Source organism: Aurantimonas sp. HBX-1 (assembly GCF_021391535.1).
In the GTDB taxonomy this organism is placed as follows: domain Bacteria; phylum Pseudomonadota; class Alphaproteobacteria; order Rhizobiales; family Rhizobiaceae; genus Aurantimonas.
Genome location: NZ_CP090066.1, coordinates 4,378,063 through 4,400,601, shown reverse-complemented (window position 1 = coordinate 4,400,601; position 22,539 = coordinate 4,378,063). Strand labels below are relative to the sequence as shown.

Annotated in this window: 20 protein-coding genes; 18 read left to right on the top strand and 2 right to left on the bottom strand. The window is 67.7% G+C overall.

Annotated elements, in window-relative coordinates:
• The first annotated feature begins 381 nt into the window (after positions 1 to 381).
• A complete protein-coding gene (gene nirK / locus LXB15_RS20805) occupies positions 382 to 1,434 on the top strand; it encodes a copper-containing nitrite reductase (RefSeq protein ID WP_233950247.1) in 1,053 nt (350 codons plus the stop codon).
• 198 nt (positions 1,435 to 1,632) lie between these two features.
• Positions 1,633 to 2,778: an NnrS family protein gene (locus tag LXB15_RS20800; RefSeq protein ID WP_233950246.1), complete on the top strand. Its 1,146-nt coding sequence runs from the start codon at positions 1,633 to 1,635 to the stop codon at positions 2,776 to 2,778.
• Positions 2,779 to 3,002: 224 nt separating this feature from the next.
• On the opposite strand, the gene LXB15_RS20795 is transcribed toward LXB15_RS20800, so the two are convergent.
• Positions 3,003 to 3,575, bottom strand: a complete 573-nt coding sequence (locus LXB15_RS20795; RefSeq protein ID WP_370640142.1) for a pseudoazurin — start codon at positions 3,573 to 3,575, stop codon at positions 3,003 to 3,005.
• Between LXB15_RS20795 and LXB15_RS20790 the strand changes: the two genes are divergently transcribed.
• Positions 3,574 to 4,272, top strand: coding sequence for a Crp/Fnr family transcriptional regulator (locus LXB15_RS20790; RefSeq protein ID WP_233950245.1), 699 nt, complete (start codon positions 3,574 to 3,576; stop codon positions 4,270 to 4,272). The genes LXB15_RS20795 and LXB15_RS20790 overlap by 2 nt on opposite strands.
• A 150-nt stretch (positions 4,273 to 4,422) precedes the next feature.
• Here the strand turns inward: LXB15_RS20790 and LXB15_RS20785 are convergent, their stop codons facing one another.
• On the bottom strand, positions 4,423 to 4,638 hold the full coding sequence (locus LXB15_RS20785; RefSeq protein WP_233950244.1) for a DUF1858 domain-containing protein: 216 nt from the start codon (positions 4,636 to 4,638) through the stop codon (positions 4,423 to 4,425).
• A gap of 195 nt (positions 4,639 to 4,833) precedes the next feature.
• Here LXB15_RS20785 and kdpF point away from each other — a divergent pair, with 195 nt between their 5' ends.
• From kdpF to LXB15_RS20715, 15 genes are all read left to right on the top strand, one after another.
• Positions 4,834 to 5,064 (top strand): K(+)-transporting ATPase subunit F, encoded by a 231-nt coding sequence (gene kdpF / locus LXB15_RS21175; protein ID WP_370640141.1) that lies wholly within the window; start codon positions 4,834 to 4,836, stop codon positions 5,062 to 5,064.
• A gap of 30 nt (positions 5,065 to 5,094) precedes the next feature.
• Positions 5,095 to 6,804: a potassium-transporting ATPase subunit KdpA gene (kdpA, locus tag LXB15_RS20780; protein ID WP_233950243.1), complete on the top strand. Its 1,710-nt coding sequence runs from the start codon at positions 5,095 to 5,097 to the stop codon at positions 6,802 to 6,804.
• Positions 6,805 to 6,910: 106 nt separating this feature from the next.
• Positions 6,911 to 8,965, top strand: a complete 2,055-nt coding sequence (gene kdpB / locus LXB15_RS20775; protein WP_233950242.1) for a potassium-transporting ATPase subunit KdpB — start codon at positions 6,911 to 6,913, stop codon at positions 8,963 to 8,965.
• 22 nt (positions 8,966 to 8,987) lie between these two features.
• Positions 8,988 to 9,620 carry a potassium-transporting ATPase subunit KdpC gene (gene kdpC, locus LXB15_RS20770; RefSeq protein WP_233950241.1) on the top strand — a complete coding sequence of 211 codons (633 nt, stop codon included), beginning with the start codon at positions 8,988 to 8,990 and terminating at the stop codon, positions 9,618 to 9,620.
• A gap of 102 nt (positions 9,621 to 9,722) precedes the next feature.
• Complete coding sequence (locus tag LXB15_RS20765; RefSeq protein WP_233950240.1) at positions 9,723 to 12,392, top strand: sensor histidine kinase KdpD; 2,670 nt, start codon at positions 9,723 to 9,725, stop codon at positions 12,390 to 12,392.
• The gene (locus LXB15_RS20760) at positions 12,389 to 13,063 is read left to right on the top strand and encodes a response regulator (RefSeq protein WP_233950239.1); all 675 of its coding nucleotides are present in this window, start codon (positions 12,389 to 12,391) and stop codon (positions 13,061 to 13,063) included. The genes LXB15_RS20765 and LXB15_RS20760 overlap by 4 nt, the downstream gene beginning before the upstream one ends.
• A gap of 517 nt (positions 13,064 to 13,580) precedes the next feature.
• Positions 13,581 to 14,435, top strand: coding sequence for a MurR/RpiR family transcriptional regulator (locus tag LXB15_RS20755; protein ID WP_233950238.1), 855 nt, complete (start codon positions 13,581 to 13,583; stop codon positions 14,433 to 14,435).
• 142 nt (positions 14,436 to 14,577) lie between these two features.
• Positions 14,578 to 15,735 carry a mandelate racemase/muconate lactonizing enzyme family protein gene (locus LXB15_RS20750; RefSeq protein WP_233950237.1) on the top strand — a complete coding sequence of 386 codons (1,158 nt, stop codon included), beginning with the start codon at positions 14,578 to 14,580 and terminating at the stop codon, positions 15,733 to 15,735.
• Between the two features lie 4 nt (positions 15,736 to 15,739).
• A complete protein-coding gene (locus LXB15_RS20745) occupies positions 15,740 to 16,543 on the top strand; it encodes a creatininase family protein (RefSeq protein WP_233950236.1) in 804 nt (267 codons plus the stop codon).
• A 32-nt stretch (positions 16,544 to 16,575) separates the two neighbouring features.
• Positions 16,576 to 18,075: an ABC transporter substrate-binding protein gene (locus LXB15_RS20740; protein WP_233953276.1), complete on the top strand. Its 1,500-nt coding sequence runs from the start codon at positions 16,576 to 16,578 to the stop codon at positions 18,073 to 18,075.
• Between the two features lie 60 nt (positions 18,076 to 18,135).
• Positions 18,136 to 19,077 (top strand): ABC transporter permease, encoded by a 942-nt coding sequence (locus LXB15_RS20735; RefSeq protein WP_233950235.1) that lies wholly within the window; start codon positions 18,136 to 18,138, stop codon positions 19,075 to 19,077.
• Positions 19,074 to 19,943, top strand: coding sequence for an ABC transporter permease (locus tag LXB15_RS20730; RefSeq protein ID WP_370640252.1), 870 nt, complete (start codon positions 19,074 to 19,076; stop codon positions 19,941 to 19,943). The genes LXB15_RS20735 and LXB15_RS20730 overlap by 4 nt, the downstream gene beginning before the upstream one ends.
• A 1-nt stretch (position 19,944) precedes the next feature.
• Complete coding sequence (locus LXB15_RS20725; protein ID WP_233950233.1) at positions 19,945 to 21,000, top strand: ABC transporter ATP-binding protein; 1,056 nt, start codon at positions 19,945 to 19,947, stop codon at positions 20,998 to 21,000.
• Positions 20,997 to 22,010, top strand: coding sequence for an ABC transporter ATP-binding protein (locus LXB15_RS20720; protein WP_233950232.1), 1,014 nt, complete (start codon positions 20,997 to 20,999; stop codon positions 22,008 to 22,010). Before LXB15_RS20725 ends, LXB15_RS20720 begins: the two co-directional genes overlap by 4 nt.
• Positions 22,007 to 22,477, top strand: a complete 471-nt coding sequence (locus LXB15_RS20715) for a RidA family protein (RefSeq protein WP_233950231.1) — start codon at positions 22,007 to 22,009, stop codon at positions 22,475 to 22,477. Before LXB15_RS20720 ends, LXB15_RS20715 begins: the two co-directional genes overlap by 4 nt.
• The last annotated feature ends 62 nt before the right edge of the window (positions 22,478 to 22,539 follow it).

Below are 22,539 nucleotides of genomic sequence, written 5' to 3'. Positions count from 1 at the left end.
CAGCGTCGCTCTGGCTCAGGTCCAGCGGCCATCGCGCACATCAAACGACAAACAAGCCGGCCGATCGTATCGACTGACTCTAGCAGCCGATCGTCGGCCTGACGGCCGCACATCGCGACCGGAGGGAGCCGGCCGGCATTGCTGGCGCGTGCGCGCGGTCGTCTCGCTCGCGCTGAATGCCGGGAAGCGCCAAGCCGGCGCAAGCACGAGCCCTCAGATCAACCGGCAGACCGCCAGCCGACAATTCGGCCGAACAGCATCCTGCATGCAACCGCATCCCCAGGATGTTTGTCGCTACGCAGAGAACGGCCGCTCCGACGGGCATAGACATGTATCTGCGAACAAGAGGTCGGAAAGGGCCGTGTCATGAACATCCGGAGCATGCTTCTCACAACTGTAGCCGCTGGCGTGCTTGCCTTGAGTTTCGGGTTCTCGGGACCGGCCGTCGCAGACCCCGCGCACCAGCATATCTCGGAGCTCGGAAGTCATGACGCGCCGGTCGACATCGTCCGGAAGGCGACGGATCTGCCGGCGTCCATCGGCGACCGCGGACCGGAGACGGTGCGGGTCCGCCTGGAGACGGTGGAAGTCATCGGCAGGCTCGCCGACGATACCAGCTACCACTACTGGACCTTCAACCGGAAGGTGCCCGGGCCGCTCGTGCGGGTCCGGGTCGGCGACAGGGTCGAAGTCCTGCTGGAGAACCATGCGGACAACATGGCCATGCACAACGTGGACTTCCACGCCGTCACCGGACTTCACGGGGGCGGACATGCCACCCTCGCCGCCCCCGGCGAGGAGAAGGGGTTCACCTTCAAGGCGCTGAAACCGGGCCTCTACGTCTATCACTGCGCGGTCGGTCCGGCGGCACAGCATATCGCAAACGGCATGTACGGGATGATCCTGGTCGAACCGGAAGGTGGCCTGCCGCCGGTCGATCACGAGTTCTACGTCATGCAGGGCGAGATCTATACCGAGGAGGCGTTCGGGACACCCGGCGAGCTGACCGAGAGCTATGACAAGCTGATGGATGAGCAGCCGGAGTACTACGTCTTCAACGGCGCCGCGGAAGGCCTGACGGGCGACAATGCGATGAAGGCGAAGGTCGGCGAGACCGTCCGCATCTATTTCGGCGTGGGCGGGCCCAACAAGACCTCGAGCTTCCACGTCATCGGCGAGATCTTCGACAAGGTGTACGACCTCGGATCGCTGACCGGCGAGGCGCGGGCGGACGTGCAGACGATCAGCGTGCCTCCTGGCGGGGCCGCCGTCGTCGACCTCAAGCTCGACGTGCCGGGCGAGTATCTGCTGGTCGATCACGCCCTGTCGCGGGTGGGTCGGGGTCTGGTCGCCAAGTTGATCGTCGACGGACCGGAGCAGCCAGACATCTACCACGAAGGCGTCGACCAGATGCTCGGCCTGCTGACGCAATAGCCGACATGGAAGATGGCTGGCGTTCGGGCGGCCCGCGAGACCGCCCGAACCGCGTTCCAGCCCGCGCCTTTCCGGAACAAGCGAAACAGGAAATGCCCGATGGCTGCTGCCTCATCTGCCACATCCGACCGTTCCGCGCCCCGCGCGGCGCGCAAGTCGGGTGACCTCTCCCGCGACGGCCGGGGAAGGATCCGCTCGATGCCGCCGATCCTGCACTACGGCTTCAGGCCCTTCTTCTTCCTGGCTGCACTCCATGCCGGGCTCGCGATCCCGCTCTGGCTCTGGGCTTTCTTCAGCGGCGTCCGGTTCGGTGGTCCGTTCGACGGCATGCAGTGGCATGCGCACGAGATGCTGTTCGGCTATCTAGGCGCGGTCCTCGCGGGCTTCATCCTGACGGCCATTCCCAACTGGACCGGCCGGCTACCTCTCAGCGGGCTGCCGCTGCTGGCGCTCGTCGGCCTGTGGATCGCCGGAAGGGCAGCCTGCCTGCTTTCGCCCGACCCGTGGCTGGCGATGGCGGTGGACCTCGCCTTCCCCGCCATTCTCGGCTTCGCCATCTGGCGCGAGGTTCTTGCCGGGCGGAACTGGAAGAACGTCCCGGTCGCGGCGATGTTCACCGTCCTCGGCCTGGCCAATGCCGCCGATCATCTGGCCGGCATGGGCATCGCGCCATACGGCCTCGGTCAACGTCTGGCACTCGCCGTCGCCGCGATCCTGATCGCCCTCATCGGCGGCCGGATCGTGCCCAGCTTCACGCGCAACTGGCTGGTCAAGGAGGGCTCGGTCGCGCTGCCGTCGCCCTTCGGCGCGCTCGACAGGGCTGCTCTCGCGGTGTTGGCCGTCGCGATGCTGGCGTGGGTCAGCTTCCCGCAGACGCCAGCAGCGGGCGCCGCGCTCTCGGTGGCCGGTCTGCTGCTCGCGGCGCGGCTGACCCGCTGGCGTGGTGCGGCGACGGCGGCCCAGCCGATCCTGTTCGTCCTCCACGTCGGCTATGCGTGGCTTTCCCTCGCCCTGGTCCTCATGGGCATCAGCCAGGTCGCCGCGTTCCTGCCGCCATCGGCTGCGCTCCACGCCCTGACGTCGGGAGCCATCGGCACCATGACGCTCGCGGTCATGACGAGAGCGAGCCTCGGCCACACCGGACGGGCGATCGTCGCCGACCGCTCCATCGTCGCCATGTATGGGATGGTGTCTGCCGGAGCCGCCCTGAGAGTCGCAGCGCCGTTGACAGGTGACGGATACACGACAGCGCTCGCCTTGGGCGGAGCCCTCTGGTGCTGCGGCTTCCTGCTGTTCGCGGTCCGGTTCGCGCCGGTCCTCTGGGGGTCCCGCGCCGGCGCCTGAAGGCCGGCGCCACGTTCTCCGTCGCGATGGACGGACCGCGGGGCGCGCCGACCGGAAAGCTTCGATGCCGCTCTCGTCGACGGGCGCCACGCCCCTCCGCTGCACCATGAACGGAAGCACCGCCGGCTAGGGCCAGGCGGTGCTTCGGATAACTCCCGGATCTCGCCGCCTGTGGTTGGAGGGACCGCGCGGCGGCGGCTTCCGGTCCCTCCGGACGTTTCGCCTCAGTTCGACGTGAGCGCTTTGCCGAAGAGGTCGGCAAAGGCGGCCTTGGCCTTGCCGGGATGGGTAACGGCCCGAGCCTCTTCCGCATTCGCAGCGTCGCCGACCTTGATCAGCGCGACCATGCCCATGCCGTAGTGCGGCGTGCACTTGACGCCGTAGAGGCCCTCGGCGTCCACGGTAACCGTAAATCCCTCGTTGAACTTGCTCTTGAAGGGCTCGGCCCCCTCGGGAAGCATCCCCTTGATGCTCTCGACGTTGTGTCCCTTGTCGGCCGGTACGAAGTGGATCGTATCGCCGGGAGCGGCGACGATCAGGTCCGGCTCGAACACCATCACGCCCTTGGCGCCCTTGTTGCGCATGTGGACTTCGATTTCCGCCGCCCCGGCCGCGCCTGCGACCATGACTGCACCGAGCGTGATCGCCGTCAGAAGTTTTCTCATTTGCCTGTCCTCTTGTTCCGACAGCTTGGGCTGCCGTTGCCCCCTCCCTAGCCCGGCCTGCGGAACGACAGTTTGCGCCGGCGCAAATGCCCGGTAGAAGATGGGTGACTTGGCTTCGAGAGAGACGTGCATGACGCTGGACAGGTCGCTGATCGCAGGACTTCCGGCCTTCGCCGGCCTTTCGGCCGACGATCTGGACGCGATCCTGGCTTCGGCCCGCTCCAGCCGCTTTCCCAGGGATTCGGAGATCTTCGCCCAGGGCGCGGATGCGCAGCAGTTCTTCCTCCTGCTGTCGGGACACGTGAGGGTGGTCCGCGCCACGCCCGAGGGGGAGCAGGTGATCGCTCGCTACATCAACGAGGGCGAACTCCTCGGCATCGCGGTGGCCATGGGCAGCAGCACCTACCCGGCGAGCGCGATAGCCGCGGTCGACTGCGTGGTCCTGGCGTGGCCGAACGCGGTCTGGCCGGAACTCCGGTCCCGTGTCCCCGCCTTCGGCGCGAACGCCTACCAGACCCTCGGCAATCGCCTCCAGGAAACCCAGGCGCGGGTCGTCGAAATGTCGACCCAGCAGGTCGAGCAGAGGATTGCCAGCGCCGTGCTCCGGCTGGTGGCACAAGCGGGCCGGAAGACGGCCGAGGGGATCGAGATCGACTTCCCGATCAGCCGCCAGGACATTGCCGAGATGACCGGCAGCACGCTCCACACCGTCAGCAGGCTGCTGAGCGCCTGGGAAGACCAGGGCTTCGTTCGCAGCGGCCGGAAAAAGGTCACCGTCACCGACCCGCACGCGCTGATGCTCGTGGCCGAGGCGAGGCGCGGAAGATAAGCCCCCTTCCTGGCCGCCGGCGCCGGGAGGAGCGGGGCGATCCCAGGCGCAGCAGGCCGAGGTGCTCGCGGCCCCGGGACCCTTCCTCGCAATATGGCACAGGATGCCGGTTGGGCGCCGGGGCGGAAGTGCGCGCGCAGCGACCTGCGGTTAATCCGGCTCGGCGCGCATCGCGGCAAGAAGTTCCGCGGAGAACCTGGCTTCGTCGACCACATGGGCGGCACACGCATCCGCGACCGTGTGGAACATCCCGATGGGGCAGCCGATGCACAGCATCCCGTTGCGGATCATCACACCAATGGTGGCGGGCCATATCCGCATGATTTCACTGACAGGCATGTTCGGATCAATCGCTGACGGTCTCATCCGGCCGGTCTCCCTGAAGGCCCTGCAATGAGCCCTCCTCGACCTGCGATCGTTGTGCCGGGTCAAACAGCGGCGCGAAAGTGCCGCCGGATGAGGTCGGCGCCGCCGCCTGTCCCTCAAAGGGAAGTCCGCCGGTCGGATGCGAGCGGCCACTTCCCCTTGCAGTTGCCGTGAAGACGCCCGCGTAAAACTCGTATGGAATTTTTACGCCCGTCTCGCCCAATTAGATCGCGATCCCGAAAGGAGGGTTCGCATGTTCGATCTACTTTACCTGGCCGTGGGGCTGGGCTTCTTCGCGCTGATGGGCGCCTATGCGCGCTGGGCAGGGCAGGCCTGACGATGTTCGACCTCGTCCTCGGCGGCGCCGTCGCGCTCGCTCTCGCCGCCTATCTCGTCTTCGCCCTGGTTCGCCCCGAGCGGTTCTGACGCTTCCCGACATCTCGAAAGGCAGGTGCCATGTCCGTCGTCGGCTGGCTGCAAATTCTCGTCATTCTTCTCGCGGTGGTCGCCTTCGCGATCCCGCTCGGCGCCTTCATGGGGCGCGTCTTCGCCAATGAGCGGACGTTCCTGACGCCCGTTCTCGGGCCCGTCGAGCGCGGCTTCTACCGCATCGCCGGGATCGATCCAGCCAAGGAGCAGGGCTGGCTCGGCTATACGCTCGCCATGCTCGTCTTCAACGCCGGCGGCTTCCTTCTCCTTTATCTGCTGCTGCGCTTCCAGGGCGTCCTGCCGCTGAACCCGCAAGGCTTCGCCGGCCTCGCGCCGGACCTTGCCTTCAACACGGCGGTCTCGTTCGTCACCAACACCAACTGGCAGGCCTATGGTGGCGAGACCACGATGAGCCATCTCAGCCAGATGGCGGGGCTGACCGTGCAGAACTTCCTGTCGGCGGCCACCGGCATCGCGCTGGCGGTCGCCCTTGTGCGGGCCTTCGCGCGCTCCGGCATGCAGACCGTCGGCAATTTCTTCACCGACGTCACCCGCGCGACGCTCTACGTGCTGCTGCCCCTCGCGATCGTCACCGGCCTCGCGCAGGTGGCGATGGGCACGCCGCAGACCTTCGAGGCCTCAGCGACGGTCACGACGCTGGAAGGCGGCGAACAGACGCTGGCACTCGGCCCCGTCGCCTCGCAGATCGCCATCAAGCAGCTCGGCACCAACGGCGGCGGCTTCTTCAACGTCAACGCGGCGCATCCCTACGAGAACCCGTCGCCGCTCTCCAACGCCCTGACGATCTGGCAGATGCTGGTGGTCTCGACGGCGATCGTCTTCGCCTTCGGTCGCCTCATCGGCGACCGGCGCCAGGCCGTCGCGCTGCTTTCCGTCATGGCGCTGCTGCTGGTGACGGGCATTGGCGTCGCCTACTGGGCGGAAGCCGCCGGCACGCCGATCCTCGCCGCCGCCGGGCTCGACCCGTCGGGCGGCAACATGGAGGGCAAGGAAGTCCGCTTCGGCCTCGCCGCATCGGCAATGTTCGCGGCGGTCACCACCGGCCTCTCGGACGGCGCGGTCAACGCGATGCACGGCTCCTTCACGCCGATCGGCGGCATGGTGCCGATGGTGCTGATCATGCTCGGCGAGATCCTGCCGGGCGGCGTCGGCTCCGGGCTCTACGGCATCCTGGTCATCGCCATCATCGCCGTCTTCATCGCCGGGCTGATGGTCGGGCGCACGCCCGAATATCTCGGCAAGAAGATCGAGGCGAAGGAGATGAAGATGGCGATCCTCGCGATCCTGATCCTGCCCGCTGCGATCCTCGGCTTCTCGTCGGTCGCCGCGGTGCTGCCCACCGCTCTGGCGGGACTCGGCAATGCCGGTCCGCACGGCCTGTCGGAGATCTACTATGCCTACAGCTCGGCATCCGGCAACAACGGCTCGGCCTTTGGCGGCCTGTCGGCGAACTCGCCCTGGTGGAACACCACCCTGGGCCTCGCCATGCTGCTCGGGCGCTTCGCCTACATCGTGCCGATGATGGCCATCGCCGGTTCGCTGGTGGCCAAGACCCGGCTCGCACCGTCCTCCGGAACGTTCCCGACGCACGGGCCGCTTTTCGTCGGGCTGATGGCGGGGATCATCCTGATCCTCGGCGGATTGCAGTTCTTCCCGGCGCTCGCCCTCGGCCCGATCGCCGAGCAGGTCCAGATGCTCGCCGGCAAGACCTTCTGACGAGAGCGCCTCCCGGCCGTCTGGCGCGGGAGGCGGTTCGGCTCGTTTCACCCTCATCCCCGTCGGCCGTCCTCGCACGAGGAGCCGACCATAAGGAACCACTGCCATGGCTGCCAAAGCGGTCAATTCCACCTTCCGGCCCGACCTCGTCGGGCGCGCCACGATCGACGCCTTCCGAAAGCTCAACCCGGCTGCCCTCCTGCGCAACCCGGTGATCTTCGTGACGGAAATCGTCGCGGCCGTCGTCACCGTCCTCTTCGTGCGCGACGTCCTCGCCGGCAACCCGCTGCTGTTCACCGGCCAGATCATGGCCTGGCTGTGGTTCACCGTGCTCTTCGCCAATTTCGCCGAGGCCATCGCAGAGGGGCGCGGCCGGGCCCAGGCGGACAGCCTGAAGCGCTCGCGCACCGACACCGTGGCCAAGAAGCTCGCCAATCCGAAGGACCGGTCGAGCGTCCAGCGCCTGTCGGCCCTCGACCTCAAGGTCGGCGACCATGTCCTGGTCGAGACCGGCGATCTCATCCCGGGTGACGGCGAGATCGTCGAGGGCATTGCCTCGGTCAACGAAGCCGCCATCACCGGCGAGTCCGCGCCGGTGATCCGCGAGGCCGGCGGCGACCGCTCGGCGGTCACCGGTGGCACCACCGTCGTCTCCGACTGGCTGGTGGTGCGCATCACCGCGGCGCCTGGCTCGTCGTTCCTCGATCGGATGATCGCGCTGGTCGAGGGGGCCGAGCGGCAGAAGACGCCGAACGAGCTGGCGCTGACGATCCTGCTCGTCGGCATGACGCTGATCTTCCTGATCGCCGTAGTCACGCTGACCGGCTTCTCGGCCTACAGCCAGGCGGCCGTCTCCGTGCCGATCCTCGTCGCGCTTCTGGTCACGCTGATCCCGACGACCATCGGCGGCCTGCTTTCGGCGATCGGCATCGCCGGCATGGACCGGCTCATCCGGCACAACGTGCTCGCGATGTCCGGCAAGGCGGTGGAGGCCGCCGGCGACGTCGATACGCTGCTCCTCGACAAGACCGGCACGATCACCTTCGGCAACCGCATGGCTTCGGAGTTCGTCGCCGTCCAGGGCGTGACCGAGACCGAAGCCGCGCATATCGCGGTCCAGGCCTCGCTGGCCGACGAGACGGCGGAGGGCCGCTCGATCCTCGTGCTGGCGCGCGAAAAATACGGCATCGCCATTCCGGACGCGCCGGCGGGCGAAGCGACCTTCATCCCGTTCTCGGCCACGACGCGCCTCTCCGGCGTCGACATGGCCGGCAAGAGCATCCGCAAGGGCGCGATCGACGCGATCCGCAAATTCGTCCGCGAGACGGCCGGCCGCGACGTGCCGGAGCCGCCGGCCTTCGCCGCCGCGGTGGAGCGGATCGCCAAATCCGGCGGGACACCGCTCGGGCTTGCCGAGAACGGCCGCTATATCGGGGTGATCCACCTGAAGGACGTGGTGAAACCGGACATCAAGGAGCGCTTCGCCGAGCTGCGCCGCATGGGGATCAGGACGGTCATGGTGACGGGCGACAACCCGGTCACCGCGGCCGCCATCGCCTCGGAGGCCGGTGTCGACGACTTCATCGCGGAGGCGACGCCGCAGGACAAGCTGAACTACATCCGCAACGAGCAGCGCCAGGGCCGGCTCGTCGCCATGTGCGGCGACGGCACCAACGACGCGCCGGCGCTCGCCCAGGCGGATGTCGGCGTCGCCATGCAGTCGGGAACCCAGGCCGCCCGGGAGGCCGGTAACATGGTCGATCTCGACAGCGATCCGACCAAGCTGATCGAGATCGTCGGCATCGGCAAGCAGCTGCTGATGACCCGCGGTTCGCTGACGACCTTCTCGATCGCCAACGACGTCGCGAAGTATTTCGCGATCATCCCGGCATTGTTCATCGCCGCGATCCCCGAGCTCGGCGTGCTCAACGTCATGGGCCTTGCCTCGCCGGAAAGCGCGATCCTGTCGGCGGTGATCTTCAACGCCCTCGTCATCGTCGCGCTGATCCCGCTGGCGCTGAAGGGCGTGCCCTACCGGCCGATGGACGCGGCGACCGTGCTCCGCCGCAACCTCGCCATCTACGGCCTTGGCGGCATCCTGGTGCCGTTCGTCGGCATCAAGCTGATCGACGTCGCCGTCTCCGCCCTTGGCCTCGCCTGAACCCCTCCCAAGGAGACCAACCATGCTTTCCCAGATCCGCGCCGCGGCGACACTCCTCGGCATCTTCACCGTGCTGCTCGGCCTCCTCTACCCGGCAGCCATGACCGCCGTCGCGGGTGCGGTCTTTCCGGACCAGGCGTCGGGCAGCCTCGTTACCCGCGACGGAACCACGGTCGGCTCGGCGCTGATCGGCCAGCCCTTCTCGCAGGCGGGATATCTCCATCCGCGCCCCTCGGCGGCGGGCGACGGCTACGATGGTGCCGCCTCCTCCGGCACCAACCTCGCGCCTACCAGCGCCAAGCTGGCCGAACGGATCGGGGCCGATGCCGCCGCGCTGAAGGCCGAGACCGGCGCCTCCCTGCTGCCGGCCGACGCCGTCACCACGTCCGGCAGCGGCCTCGACCCCGATATTTCGCCGGCTTACGCGGCGCTTCAGGCGCCGCGCATCGCCGAGGCGCGCGGCATGGCGGTCGACGATGTCCGGCGCCTCATCGCCGGCGGCACGTCGGGCCGGACGTTCGGCATCCTCGGCGAGCCCCGCGTCAACGTGCTCGCCGTGAACGTCGCGCTCGATGCCGCCGCCCCGGCGGCAACCCCCGATGCGGTCCCGCAGCCCGGCGTGCCCACGGCCTCGACGGCGACGCCCGCCGGTTGATCCGGCCGCCGGGCGGCCACACATGATCGCTGAGGGGGCGCCGGCCGGCGCCCCCTCAGGCATTCCAGCCGTCATGCCGCCGCAGCGACCCGAAAGGCGCTCATGATCCCCGACGACGCGCCCCGCGCCTCCGCCGACGCCCTGCTCGCCCATGCCGAGCGAGAAGGGCGCGGCAGGCTGCGCCTGTTCCTCGGCGCGGCACCCGGCGTCGGCAAGACCTTCGCCATGCTCCAGGCCGCGCGCGGCGCCAAAGCGGCCGGCCGCGACGTTCTCGTCGGGGTCGTCGAGACCCACGGCCGGGCCGATACGGAAGCGATGATCGCCGGCCTCGAGGTGCTGCCCCGCCAGCTGGTGCCGTACAAGGGCCGCCTCGTCGCCGAGTTCGATATCGACGCGGCGCTCGCCAGGCGACCGTCGCTGCTGATCGTCGACGAATATGCCCACTCGAACGTGCCCGGATCCCGGCATCCCAAGCGCTGGCAGGATGTTGCCGAACTCCTGCAGGCGGGGATCGACGTCTGGACGACCATGAACGTCCAGCATGTCGAGAGCCTCAACGACGTCGTCCAGCGGATCACCGGCGTCCGGGTGCGCGAGACGGTGCCAGACACCACGCTTCAGGTCGCCGACGAGATCGTCCTCGTCGACCTGCCGTCCGACGAGCTGATCCGCCGCCTCGCCGAGGGCAAGGTCTATGTCGAGGACACCGCGACGCGGGCCTCGCAGAACTTCTTCAAGCCGTCGAACCTGACCGCCCTGCGCGAACTGGCCCTCCGACAGGTGGCGGCGCAGGTCGACAGCGATCTGCTCGAGCGCATGCAGGGCGGGGCGATCGAGGGCCCGTGGGCCGCCGGCGAGCGGCTGCTCGTCTGCCTCGGCCCCAACGATTCCGCCGAGCGCCTGGTGCGCGGTGCCAAGCGGCTGGCCGATCTTCTCGACGCGCCCTGGTTCGCGGTGACGATCGAGCGCCCCGGCGTGACGCCGGACGAAGACGAGGCCAACCGGCTGGAAAAGGCGATGCAGCTGGCCGAGGCGCTGGGCGCCGAGACCCGGCGGCTCGTCGGCTCGGACCTGCCGAACGAGCTGCTTCGCTTCGCGCGGTTCGAGAACGTCAGCCAGATCGTCGTTGGCAAGGCCCGCGGTCGCGGGCTGTGGCCGCGGCGGCGCAGCCTTGCCGACGCCCTGGTCCGACGCGCCACGGGGGTTTCGATCCATGTCCTGACAGGCGAAGAGGAGGAGCGACGGCCGGTCCTGCGGCTGCCGGATCTGGGAACATGGAACGGTTATGCGGCCGCGGTGGCCAGCGTAGTGGCGGCGACACTCATCGGCTCCCAGATGCTGCGCTTCGTCCCGCTCCCCAACGTCTCGATGGTCTACCTCCTCGCCGTCCTGGTGCCCGCCATCGCCTACGGCACGTGGCCGGCGGTGTTCGCGTCGTTCCTGTCCTTCGTGGCCTACAATTTCTTCTTCATCGACCCGACCAAGACCTTCACGATCGCGCGCCCGCACGAGGTGCTGGCGCTGGTGATGTTCCTGATCATCGCCGTCTCCATGTCGGCCGTGGCCGGGCAGGCGCGCGAGCAGATCCGTGCGTCGGCGGCGCGGACGCGGGCCGCGCGTCGCCTGTACGAATTCACCCGCAAGCTCTCCGCGCTGCCCGACCAGGCGCGGGTGATGGAGGCGGCGGCCAGCGAGATCAACGCCGCGGTCGGCCGCGCCTGCGTCCTGCTGCGCCCCGATGGCGACGACCTTCACATCGGCGCGTCCTGGCCGCCGGAGGATCGGCTCGACACGCCGGCACGGGCGGCAGCCCGCTGGGCGTTCGATCGCGGCGAGCCGGCGGGGGCCGGCACAGGGACGCTGCCGAACAGCGGCTGGACGTTCCTGCCGCTCGTCGTGCCCGGCGGCCAGGTCGGCGTGATCGGCGTCGAACGCGCGGCCGACGGCCGGCCCCTCGCCGTGGAGACACAGACGCTCCTCCTGGCGCTCGCCGAACAGACGGCGGCCGCTCTGCACCGCGCCCTCTTGTCGACCGAGGTGCGCACGGCCCGGACCGCCGCCGAAACCGAGCGGGTGCGCAACATCCTGCTCGCCTCGATCAGCCATGATTTCCGCACGCCGCTCGCCTCGGTGCTGGGCGCCGCGACCGCGCTCATCGAATACCAGGAAAGGCTCGATCCGGCGGCGCGCGCCGATCTCCTGGCGCAGATCCGGGACGAGGCACGCCATCTCGACTCGATGGTCCGCAATCTCCTGTCCATGACGCGGCTGGAGGCGGGTGCGCTCGAACTCAACCGCGAGGGCGTCGACATCCGCGATGTCCTGGAGCGCGCCGTCGACACGGCGACCAAACGCGGCGCCACCCAGCACTTCGCCGTCAGGCTGCGCAACGAGCCGCTTCTCGCCTGCGCCGATCGCGCCCTGCTCGACCAGGCCGTCGGCAACATCGTCGGCAATGCCGTGCGGCACGCGGGTGCCGACGCCCACGTGACGCTGTCTGCAGACCGGGAGGATGGCGGTATCGTCCTCGACATCGTCGACGACGGGCCCGGCATTCCGGAAGGCTTGCGCCCGCATGTCTTCGAGAAATTCTCCCGCGCCCACCGGTCGGCGGCCGACGGTGGCGAGAGCGCGGGCCTCGGCCTTGCCATCACCCGCGGGATCATCGAGGCCCATGGCGGCACGGTGGAACTCCTGCCGGCAGATCCGGCGCATCCGGTGGGTGCGGCGTTCCGGATCCGCCTGCCGGCCAGAGCGGAAGGCGCCCGATGAAACAGCCGACAATCCTGGTCGTCGACGACGAGCCGGCCATCCATCGCTTCCTCAAGCCTTCGCTGACCGCCGAGGGTTATCTCGTCATCCAGGCCATGAACGGCACGACCGCCCTGGCGCTGGCGGCATCCGAGCGGCCCGACGCCATCGTTCTCGACCTCGGCCTGCCCGACATCGACGGCAAGCGCGTGATCGAACGGCTGCGCCGTACGTCGGACGTGCCGATCGTGGTGCTCTCGGCACGCGACCGGGAGGCGGAAAAGGTGCAGGCGCTGGATCTCGGCGCCGACGACTATGTCGAAAAGCCCTTCGGCATCGGCGAACTGATGGCGCGGCTTCGCGCGGCGCTCCGCCATCGACAGCCTGCCGCGCCGGGGCTTCTGAAGTCCGGCGACCTGTCGCTCGATCTTGAAGCCCGGATCGTGCGGAACGGGGCTCACACCGTCAAGCTGACACGCCGCGAGTTCGATCTGCTCGCCATCCTGCTCCGGCACGCCGGCAGGGTGGTGACCCACAAGCATCTTCTCCACGAGGTCTGGGGAAAGGCCAACGAGGCGGACACGCAGTATCTGCGGGTCTATATCGGCCATCTGCGGCAGAAGCTGGAAGATGACCCTGCCGCCCCGACCCGCATCCTCACCGAAGCGGGCGTGGGCTATCGCCTGGTCTGAGCGCCGGCATCATGAGTGCGTGGTGAGGTAACCAGGAACCGGACCGAGCGCTTGCCACCTCACCCGGCCCGGAAACCGTTTCCGATTCCACAGTGGCCGAAAGCGGCCTGACCGATTCCGAGGCGCCGTCGCGGATAGCTGCCCTTCCGTTTCCGACCCGGCCTGGAACTTCGTGAACAATCGCCGAGATTCCATAAGCTGCCGTTCATCGTTTGCCAGGCCGCCACAACCGGTTCAGCTATCGGATCAGGCACGACCCTCCACCGGTGGGCCGGGCTTCCAGCACCGCACGAGACAACGGACATAGCAAAATCTGACGAGAAACCGTCGATGATGCCGATCCGGCGTCGCCCTTCCTCGCAGCGACAGGAGTCGCTAGCGTCACGAGACCCACTGCTTGCTCGGTAATGGGCTGGGTCACAGGCAGACAGGCGCAAACAGGGAAGCACACTTGAAGAAACAGAGGCCAGAGATCGGCGCGCTGAGAGGGCCTCCCCCGCTGAGTCTCATCGACCGCATGCGCCAGCAACTGCCGACCATGAAGCGCGCCGACAAAGCGGTCGCCGATGCCCTGCTGGAGAATATCGACGTCGCAACCCGGAGCAGCGTCAAGGCGCTGGCCGCCCGCGCCGGAGTCAGCGAGCCCAGCGTCATCCGCTTCGCCCGCCACATGGGCTGCGACGGGTTCAGCGACTTCAAGATCCGGCTGGCCCAGGACTACGCCATCGGGCGGATGTATCTCTCCGCCGACTACCAGCACCCGGCCGACACCGGCAGCGACGTCGCCGGGCATGTCTACGAGGCGACGAGCCAGGCCCTCGCCAGTGCCTTCGCGCAGCGCGACCCCGCCGCACTCGACCGCGCTGCCGATCTGATCGACGGGTCCCGGCGGGTCTTCTGCTTCGGCGTCGGCGGCAGTTCTGCCAACGTGGCCGCGGAGGCCGAGAACCGGCTCTTCCGCCTGGATCTAGCGGCCAGCGCCACCGCAGATGCCTACAAGCAGCGGATCACCGCGGCGACCGCCGGCAAGAACGACGTCTTCCTGATGTTCTCGGTCACCGGGCGCCCGCGCTCGCTGATCGAGAGCGCGCGCTCGGCGAAACAATGCGGTGCCTCGATCATCGCCGTCACGGCGCCCGCCACGCCGCTAGCCGAGGAGGCGGACGTCCTCATCCCGCTCATCGCCTTCGATGAGGAGAAGTTCTTCTACATGCCGAACCGCGGCAGGTACGGCCAGCTGTACATACTGGACTGCCTCGCCACGCTTCTCGGCGGCCGTCGCATGAAGCACATTTCCTCCAAGCTGTGGAACGCCCGCACGATGCTCGCCGATCTGAACGGCGAGAGCGAAAATCAGCCGGTCGGCGACTGAAAATGTAGCGTTGCGCCAATTTTTGTAGCTCGGAGCTCGGCGAAATTAACGAAAATTGCCGTATACAGGCATTTTCACCACGTCTGTTGACAGGGAATGTAGTTTTCGTACAAATTCTGTCTGAAAGCAGACGGAGACCATCGTGGACGGCATCGCTTCGCGCCAGGCGCATATCACCCGCTTCGAATTCGACGAGGTCGTCGTTCCGGCTCACCCCGGCGTCATCAACTCCGACAGTCTCGCCAAGCCGCTCCACATGCTTCCGGTCGGCGGCAAGGAGAGCTGGAGCGTGCAGTTCGACGAACTGCCGAAGCTGATCCTTCGCCTGCACCTTTCCGACGGCACGGTGGGTCTCGGCGAGTTCTACCGCGATCACGAATGGACTCGCGTCGAACAGATCGCCGACAACCTGATGGGACGCTCGATCGACGAGCTGATCCTGCAGAAGCTGCCGATCCCGCTCTGCCGCGAATATGACGGGTTCGAATGCGCGATCTGGGACGCCTATGCCAAGCAGCTCGGGGTCCCGCTGCATCGCCTGCTCGGCGGCGCGCTGCGCGACAGGATCGCGGTCAGCGCCTGGTCCAGCCACCGGACGCAGGAGGAGATCGGCCCCTGGGTCCGGCAGTACCAGGACCAGGGCTTCAAGGTCATCAAGTTCAAGTGCGATCTCGAGGACGACGTGCCGGGCTGGTGCGCCAGGATCGCCGAGCACGCCCCCGGCATGAAGATCATCTTCGATCCGAACCAGCGCTGGGAGAACCCGGGCAATGCCCGGCCGATCATCCGCGAGATCGAGAAGATCGGCAACGTCCTCGTCCTCGAGGATCCGATCCCGCGCTGGATGATGCTCGACTACAAGGAGCTGCGGCGCTTCTCGTCGATCCCGATCGCCCTGCACGTCTCCCTGCCGTACATCTACCAGGGGCAGCGTCCCTACGAGGCGATCGACGCCATCGCCCATGGCGCCGTCGACGGTTTCAACTTCAACGGCGGGCTGGCCGGGTTCCAGCAGCTCGACCACATCGCCCGCACGGCGGGCCTCTATTGCTGGCACGGTTCCGAAGTCGATCTCGGTATCCTCGAGGCGATGTACGTCCACCAATGTTCGGCCGCCGCCAGCTGCGTCTGGCCCGGCGACATCTTCGGCCGGATGATCCGCTCGCACGACCTTCTCGAGACGCCCCTTTCGGTCGAGCCGCCCTTCATCCATGTCCCTGCCGACGGGCCGGGCCTTGGCGTCAGGCTGAGCGAAGCCGCGCTCGAAAGCTTCGGCGTCGGCAAGCGCGTGGTCGACTGATCCGATGCGCTGGGAACGCCTCACCACACGCGAGATCCAGGACCTGCCGCGAAACCTGCCGGTGATCGTCAACGTCGCCGCGATCGAGCAGCACGGCCCGCATCTGCCGCTCGACACCGACGCGGTGATCGGCGGCGCGTTTCTCGACGCCCTGGAGGCCGAGGCCGGCGATGAAGTGCTGATCCTGCCGCAGGTCAAGGTCTGCTGCTCCGAGCACCACATGGACTTCCCCGGCACGCTCAGCATCGGCCATCGCAGCTTCCTCGACTATGTCGGCGCCATCCTGCAGTCGGTGGTCCGGCACGGCTTCCGCAATCTGGTGATCTTCAACAGCCATGGCGGCAACCAGGCCATCGGCCAGGTCCTGCTCGAGGACTTCGGGGCGTCGCATCGCGACTGCCGCATCGCGATGCTGACCTGGTGGCGGCTGGCCGGGCCGGAGATCGCGGCGATCCGCGACAGCGGCTTTGCCGGCGCCAACCACGCCTGCGAGCTCGAGACATCGCTGATGCTGCACATCGATCCGGCGGCGGTCCGCCGGCCCGATCGTCTTCCGGCCATGAGCTACGTGCCGACCCATGGCTGGGCGAACGCCGACATGATCATGCCGGCCCGTGGCGGGCTGTTTCGCTCCATGGCGGAGATGTCCGACGGGCTCGGCGTCGTCGGCGACCCGTCGCTGGCGACCGCGGCCAAGGGCCGGGCGATCGTCGAGGCAGTGACCAAACAATTGCTTGTCGTCGTCCGGGACATGTCCGGCGCCCCTTCCCTCGCAGACCCGAAACCGAAGGAGACTGAGAAATGTTGAAGGCATTGGCAAAAACCTGCCTTGCGGCGACGATGGCGTTCGGCGGCCTCGTCACCTCGGGCGCTGCGGCGATGGCGCAGGACGAGCCCGGCGGCATCATCACCGTCGCCACCATCGGCGAGCCGAACACGCTCGACCCGATGGCCGCCACGGGCGATCTTCTCGGCATGGTCACCCAGCATTTCCTGGAGACGCTCTACACCTTCGACAAGGAATGGAACGTCACCCCGCTGCTGGCGGCGGACCTGCCCGAAATCTCCAACGACGGGAAGACGGTGACGATCCCGCTGCGCCAGGGCATCAAGTTCCACAACGGCAAGACCATGACGGCGGACGACGTCGTCGCCTCGCTGGAGCGCTGGTTGAAGATCGCCTCCCGCGGCCAGCTGGTTGCCGACAAGGTGGAGAAGGTCGAGGCGACCGACGCCAACACCGTGACGATCTCGCTGAGCGCGCCGTTCGGCCCGCTGCCGGCGCTGCTCGCCTTCAACAATTCCGCGGCGGTCATCCTGCCGAAGGAGACGCTGGCCGAACCGCTGACCGAGTTCATCGGCACAGGGCCGTTCATGCTGAAGGAGCGGCGCCCCGACCAGTACATCCAGCTGGTCCGTTTTGAGGACTACCAGCCGCTGGAGGGCGAGGCCGACGGCTTCGGCGGTCGCCGCGAGGCGCTGCTCGATGAGGTGCGGTTCGTGCCGGTCCCCGACGCCAACACCCGCGTCGAAGGCGCCGTCGCCGGACAATACGACTACGCCGAGCTGCTGCCCGTCGAATCCTACGACCGTCTGACCGGACAGACCGAGCCGATGCTGACGGAATCCTTCGGCTGGCCGATGTTCATCATGAACACCAAGCAGGGGGTCATGACCGACCAGACCATGCGTAAGGCGGTGCAGGCCCTGCAGAATTCCGACGACCTCATGCTGGCTGCCTTCGGCGAGGAGCGCTTCTTCAAGGTCGACGGCGCGCTCTACCCCGAGGGCTATGTCTGGCGGAACGAGACCGGCGTCGAAGCCTACAACCAGGGCGACGTGGAGAAGGCCAAGAGCCTTGCCGAACAGGCCGGCTACGACGGCGAGCCGATCCGCATCCTCACCAGCCGGCAGTACGAGTTCCACTACAAGATGGCGCAGGTGCTGGACGCGTATCTGAAGTCCGCCGGGCTGAATTCGCAGCTGGACGTGGTCGACTGGGCAACGCTGGTGCAGCGCCGCGCCGATCCCGCCCTCTGGGACATCTTCATCACCCACAGCCCGTTCCTGCCCGATCCGGCGCTGATCGCGCCGCTGCCGGCGAGCTATCCCGGCTGGTGGTCGACGCCGGAGAAGGAAGAGCTCCTGACGGCGCTCAACACCGAGACCGACCTCGCGAAGCGCCAGGAGATATGGTCCGACATCCAGGGCCTCATCTACGAGCAGGCGCCCTTCTACAAGGTCGGCGACTTCGCCGCCCTGGCCGCCAAGTCGCCGAAGGTCGAAGGGTTCGAAGCCTCGCCCTGGCCGTATTTCTGGAACGTCTCGATCGCGAAATAAGCCGTCTCCGGCGGGCGCCTGGCGCCCGCCGGACCCTTCCCGATCTCACCGGAACGCGCGATGGCCACCTACGTCCTCAAACGATTCACCGGCATGATCGTCGTCCTCTTCGTGGTGGCGACCATCGTCTTCGTGATCGTTCGCATCGCCCCGGGCGATCCGGCGGCCGTCATGCTGGGGCCGGATGCCACCGCTGCGGACATCGCGGCGCTGCGCGACCGGCTCGGCCTCAACCAGCCGCTGCTGGTCCAGTTCGGCGTCTATCTCGGCCAGATCCTGACCGGCAATCTCGGCGATTCCATCTTCCTCAACATGCCGGTGCTGACCGCGCTCGGCCAGCGCGCCGAGCCGACCTTCTTCCTCACGCTCTTCTCCATCCTGATCGCCACCGTCATCGCCCTGCCGATCGGCATCCTGTCCGCCTACTATCGCGGCAGCCTGTTCGACCAGGCTTCCACCACCCTCGCCATGTTCGCTGCCAGCGTGCCGAGCTTCTGGCTGGCGCTCATCCTGATCCAGGTCTTCGCGGTGCGTCTCGGCTGGTTCCCGGTGGCCGGCTATGGCGGCCCGGATACGACGCTGCTCGAACGGCTGCATCACCTGATCCTGCCGGCCGTCACCCTCGGCGTCGTCAGCTCGGCGCTGATCCTGCGGTTCACCCGCGCCTCGATGCTCGATGTCCTCGACGACGACTACATCCGCACGGCCCGGTCGAAGGGCATGGCCGAGCCGACGGTCATCCTCAAGCACGCCTTCAAGAACGCGCTGATCCCGATCCTCACGGTCATCGGCATCACCGCGGCCCTGCTGATCTCCGGGGCGATCGTCACCGAGACGGTGTTCGGCCTGCCCGGCATCGGCAACCTCGTGGTCTCGGCGGTGATGCGGCGCGACTATCCGGTGATCCAGGGAGCGCTGCTCGTCGTCGCGGCGCTCTACGTCCTGATCAATTTCGCCATCGACATGCTGTATCTCGTCATCGATCCCCGGGTGCGGTTCTGATGTCGGTTTCAGCCGCTCCCCAAGCCAGCCGCGGCCTCGCCGTGGCGAAGGTCCTGCGCCAGCGAAAGCCCCTCGCCCTGGGCATGGCGCTGCTGCTGGTCATCGTCGTCCTGTGCGTGTTCGCTCCGCTGTTCGCCCCGTACGACCCCAACAAGCTGTCGATCTCCAGCCGGCTGATCGCGCCCGGCGCCGACCATCTGTTCGGCACCGACGAGCTAGGCCGCGACGTCTTCACCCGCGCCATCTATGCCGGGCGCACCTCCCTGATAATCGGCGCGGCGGCAACGATCTTCGCGTCGGTGATCGGCATCGCGCTCGGGCTCGCGGCAGGCTTCTTCCGCCGCACCGACGTGATCATCGCCCGGATCATAGACGCGATGATGGCCTTTCCCGACATCCTGCTCGCCATCGCGCTGGTCGCCGCGCTCGGCCCCTCGGCCGCCACCGTCATCGTCGCCCTCGGCATCGTCTACACGCCGCGCCTCGCCCGCATCGTGCGGGCCTCGACCTTCGTCATCCGCGAGCTGCCCTATGTGGAGGCGGCGCGGGCGCTCGGCGTGCCGACCTGGCGCATCCTCTACCGCCATGTCCTGCGCAACCTCCTGTCCGTCATCATGGTGCAGGCGACCTTCATCTTCGCCTACGCGATCCTGGCAGAGGCGAGCCTGACCTTCCTCGGGGTCGGCGTCAGCCCGGACATCCCCACCTGGGGCACGATGATCGCGGCGGGACGGCAATATGTCGGCCAGGCCGACTGGATGACCGTCTTCCCGGGCCTCGCCATCATCCTGTCCGTGATGGCGCTCCAGCTTGTGGGGGACGGTCTGCGCGACCTTCTCGACCCCCGCCTGCGCAAGGATCTCTGAGATGTCGCAGATCGACGCCGACCCGGCGACCGCGGGCCTTGCGCCGGCATCTTCCGACCCCGTGACGCTGCAGGTGACCGGCCTGCGGACCCACTTCCGGATCGGGTCGACCATCGCCAAGGCCGTGGACGACGTGGACCTCACAGTGCGCCAGGGCAAGACGCTGGCGGTGGTGGGCGAATCCGGCTCCGGCAAGTCGGTGACCAGCCTGTCGATCATGCGGCTGCTCGCCTCGTCGGCGACGATCGTCGGCGGGACGATGGCATTCACCCGCCGCGACGGCAGCGTCGTGGATCTGGCCCGGGCCGGGAATCGCGAGATGCGCAGGATCCGCGGCCAGGAGATCGCGATGATCTTCCAGGAGCCGATGACCAGCCTCAACCCGCTCTATACGGTCGGCGACCAGATCATCGAGATGATCCGCCTGCACGAGCCGATCTCGCGCGCCGAAGCCCGCGGCCGCGCCCGCCGCATGCTCGAGCTGGTCGAGATCGCCTCGCCGGAACGGCGCCTCGACGACTACCCCCACTCGATGTCGGGCGGCATGCGCCAGCGGGTGATGATCGCCCTGGCGCTCGCCTGCAACCCGTTCCTGCTCATCGCCGACGAGCCGACCACCGCCCTTGACGTGACGATCCAGGCGCAGATCCTCGAGCTGCTGCGCCGGCTGCAGCAGGAGATGGGCATGAGCATCCTGTTCATCACCCACAATCTCGGCGTCGTCGCGGAAATCGCCGACGACGTCGCCGTCATGTATGCCGGCAAGGTAGTCGAGCAGGCCCCGGTCAACGCGCTCTTCAAGGCCCCGCGCCACCCCTACACGAAAGGCCTGATCGCCTGCATCCCCGATCCCGCGCGCGACCGGGACGCCACCGGCGGGCGGCGCCTGCTGAGCCCGATTCCGGGCTCCGTCCCCAGCGTCACCAACCTGCCGGCGGGTTGCGCCTATGCCGACCGCTGCCCGCTGGTGGTGGCGAAGTGCCGGAACGAAAGCCCGCCGCTGATCGCGGTCGGGATGCACCATTCCACCCGCTGCTGGAGGCACGAGGACGTATGATCGAGACCGGTCGGACGGACGACACGCTCCTGTCGGTGCGCAACCTCGTCAAGCAGTTCCACGTCGGCAAGAGCGTCGTCCAGGCCGTCTCCGACGTCTCCTTCGACGTCCGGCGCGGCAGGACCACGGGCATCGTCGGCGAATCCGGCTCGGGCAAGACCACGATCGGCCGCTGCATCATGCGCCTCGTGGAGCCGACCGAGGGGGAAGCGATCTTCGAGGGCGAGGATCTCTTCAAGGCATCGGGCAAGCGGCTGCGGTCGCTGCGCAAGCGCCTGCAGTTCATCTTCCAGGACCCCTATTCGAGCCTCAACCCGAAGATGAAGGTCGCCGACATCATCGGCGAGGCGATCGACACCCACAGGATCGCCAGGGGCAGCGCTCGGCGGCAGATGATCGGCGATCTCCTCGAACGCGTCGGGCTCGACCGCGACCATGACCGCCGCTTCCCGCACGAGTTCTCCGGCGGCCAGCGCCAGCGCATCGGCATCGCCCGGGCGCTGGCGGTGCAGCCGGATCTGATCGTCGCCGACGAGCCGATCTCCGCCCTCGACGTCTCCGTCCAGGCGCAGATCCTCAATCTGCTGCAGTCGCTCCAGCACGAGCTGGGGCTGACGACCGTGTTCATTTCGCACGACCTCACCGTCGTCGAGTATCTCTGCGACGACGTCGTCGTCCTCTATCTCGGCCGGGTCATGGAAAGCGGCCGGGCCGAAGACATCTACGGCAACCCGCGCCACCCCTACACGCGAGCGCTGCTGTCGAGCTCGCCGCTGCCCGACCCCGAGCGCCGCCGCGAGCGCATCGTCCTGAAGGGCGACATTCCGAGCCCGATCTCGCCGCCGTCGGGATGCGTCTTCCGGACCCGCTGCCCCGACGCGATCGAGGCCTGCGCCAACGTCGTGCCGCCGGTCGAGGCGGTCGGCGCCAACCACGTCGTCGCCTGCATCCGGCACCGCGAACTGCCTGCCTGGTCGCCGGCGAGGAACCTCATCAAGGAGACCCCATGACACCCGAAGAAAAGCTCGCCGAACTCGGCCTCACGCTGCCGCCGGTGCCCGCGCCGATCGCCAATTTCGTCACCCATGTCGAAGAAGGCGGGCTTCTCTTCCTGTCGGGGCAAGGGCCGCGCAGCCACGACGGCCAGATGGCGACCGGAAAGGTCGGCGCCGGAGTATCGGTCGAAGAAGCCTACGAGCACGCGCAGCTGACGGGGCTCAATCTCCTCGCCGTGATAAAGCACGCCCTCGGCGATCTCGGCCGGGTGGAGCGGGTGGTCAAGCTCCTGGGCATGGTCAATGCCGACCCGCTCTTCGCCGACCATCCGAAGGTCATCAACGGATGCTCGGACCTCATGGTCGCGGTATTCGGCGAAAAGGGCCGCCACGCCCGCTCCGCCGTCGGCTTCGGATCACTTCCCGGCCAGATCACCGTGGAAATCGAGGCGATCGTCAAAGTCCAACAATCTCGTCGATAGATGCTTTCCTGCGCAGCGGAAAATGGCACCAGGTTCTGCGTCCCGACTTAGCGGCGAACGGG

Coding starts and splice junctions, on each gene's coding strand:
- nirK (WP_233950247.1), top strand. CDS start 382: ATGCTTCTCACAACTGTAGCCGCTGGCGTGCTTGCCTTGAGTTTCGGG.
- LXB15_RS20800 (WP_233950246.1), top strand. CDS start 1,633: ATGCCGCCGATCCTGCACTACGGCTTCAGGCCCTTCTTCTTCCTGGCT.
- LXB15_RS20790 (WP_233950245.1), top strand. CDS start 3,574: ATGACGCTGGACAGGTCGCTGATCGCAGGACTTCCGGCCTTCGCCGGC.
- LXB15_RS20795 (WP_370640142.1), bottom strand. CDS start 3,575: ATGCACGTCTCTCTCGAAGCCAAGTCACCCATCTTCTACCGGGCATTT.
- LXB15_RS20785 (WP_233950244.1), bottom strand. CDS start 4,638: ATGAGACCGTCAGCGATTGATCCGAACATGCCTGTCAGTGAAATCATG.
- kdpF (WP_370640141.1), top strand. CDS start 4,834: ATGGAATTTTTACGCCCGTCTCGCCCAATTAGATCGCGATCCCGAAAG.
- kdpA (WP_233950243.1), top strand. CDS start 5,095: ATGTCCGTCGTCGGCTGGCTGCAAATTCTCGTCATTCTTCTCGCGGTG.
- kdpB (WP_233950242.1), top strand. CDS start 6,911: ATGGCTGCCAAAGCGGTCAATTCCACCTTCCGGCCCGACCTCGTCGGG.
- kdpC (WP_233950241.1), top strand. CDS start 8,988: ATGCTTTCCCAGATCCGCGCCGCGGCGACACTCCTCGGCATCTTCACC.
- LXB15_RS20765 (WP_233950240.1), top strand. CDS start 9,723: ATGATCCCCGACGACGCGCCCCGCGCCTCCGCCGACGCCCTGCTCGCC.
- LXB15_RS20760 (WP_233950239.1), top strand. CDS start 12,389: ATGAAACAGCCGACAATCCTGGTCGTCGACGACGAGCCGGCCATCCAT.
- LXB15_RS20755 (WP_233950238.1), top strand. CDS start 13,581: ATGCGCCAGCAACTGCCGACCATGAAGCGCGCCGACAAAGCGGTCGCC.
- LXB15_RS20745 (WP_233950236.1), top strand. CDS start 15,740: ATGCGCTGGGAACGCCTCACCACACGCGAGATCCAGGACCTGCCGCGA.
- LXB15_RS20740 (WP_233953276.1), top strand. CDS start 16,576: ATGGCGTTCGGCGGCCTCGTCACCTCGGGCGCTGCGGCGATGGCGCAG.
- LXB15_RS20735 (WP_233950235.1), top strand. CDS start 18,136: ATGGCCACCTACGTCCTCAAACGATTCACCGGCATGATCGTCGTCCTC.
- LXB15_RS20725 (WP_233950233.1), top strand. CDS start 19,945: ATGTCGCAGATCGACGCCGACCCGGCGACCGCGGGCCTTGCGCCGGCA.
- LXB15_RS20720 (WP_233950232.1), top strand. CDS start 20,997: ATGATCGAGACCGGTCGGACGGACGACACGCTCCTGTCGGTGCGCAAC.
- LXB15_RS20715 (WP_233950231.1), top strand. CDS start 22,007: ATGACACCCGAAGAAAAGCTCGCCGAACTCGGCCTCACGCTGCCGCCG.